The sequence below is a fragment of the Paenisporosarcina sp. P4_D4 genome (assembly GCF_056401835.1).
The window spans coordinates 1-607 of record NZ_JBFUIO010000416.1; the positions used below are offsets into that span (position 1 = coordinate 1).

Here is a 607-nt window from a genome sequence, read left to right on the forward strand (position 1 = left end):
GGGCGCTAAATATTATGTTTTATGAAAGATGGTGCCGAGGACCGGAATCGAACCGGTACGGTAGTCACCTACCGCAGGATTTTAAGTCCTGTGCGTCTGCCAGTTCCGCCACCCCGGCATTCAAGAAGATATGGAGCGGAAGACGAGGTTCGAACTCGCGACCCCCACCTTGGCAAGGTGGTGTTCTACCACTGAACTACTTCCGCTCGTATAATATTGTAAAAATGGTGCGGGTGAAGGGAGTCGAACCCCCACGCCTTGCGGCGCTAGATCCTAAGTCTAGTGCGTCTGCCAGTTCCGCCACACCCGCAACTTAGTATGAAAATGGTGAGCCATGTAGGATTCGAACCTACGACCCTCTGATTAAAAGTCAGATGCTCTACCAACTGAGCTAATGGCTCTAACAATGGTGCCGGCGAAAGGAGTCGAACCCTCGACCTACTGATTACAAGTCAGTTGCTCTACCAACTGAGCTACACCGGCACGGTGTTAAAAAGAAAAATGGTGGAGGATGACGGGCTCGAACCGCCGACCCTCTGCTTGTAAGGCAGATGCTCTCCCAGCTGAGCTAATCCTCCGAAATAAATCGCCYAGCGAYGWCCTACTC

6 tRNA genes are annotated in these 607 nt (G+C 52.2%); all 6 read right to left on the reverse strand.

Features of this window, described 5'->3' with window-relative positions:
• Positions 1-29: 29 nt before the first annotated feature.
• Positions 30-118 (reverse strand) — tRNA-Leu (locus AC1DSL_RS19220).
• Positions 119-131: 13 nt separating this feature from the next.
• Positions 132-206: transfer RNA gene (locus AC1DSL_RS19225), tRNA-Gly, on the reverse strand.
• Positions 207-225: 19 nt separating this feature from the next.
• Positions 226-310: transfer RNA gene (locus tag AC1DSL_RS19230), tRNA-Leu, on the reverse strand.
• A 15-nt stretch (positions 311-325) separates the two neighbouring features.
• Positions 326-401 (reverse strand) — tRNA-Lys (locus AC1DSL_RS19235).
• Positions 402-407: 6 nt separating this feature from the next.
• Positions 408-483: transfer RNA gene (locus AC1DSL_RS19240), tRNA-Thr, on the reverse strand.
• Between the two features lie 19 nt (positions 484-502).
• Positions 503-578: transfer RNA gene (locus AC1DSL_RS19245), tRNA-Val, on the reverse strand.
• Positions 579-607: the final 29 nt, after the last annotated feature.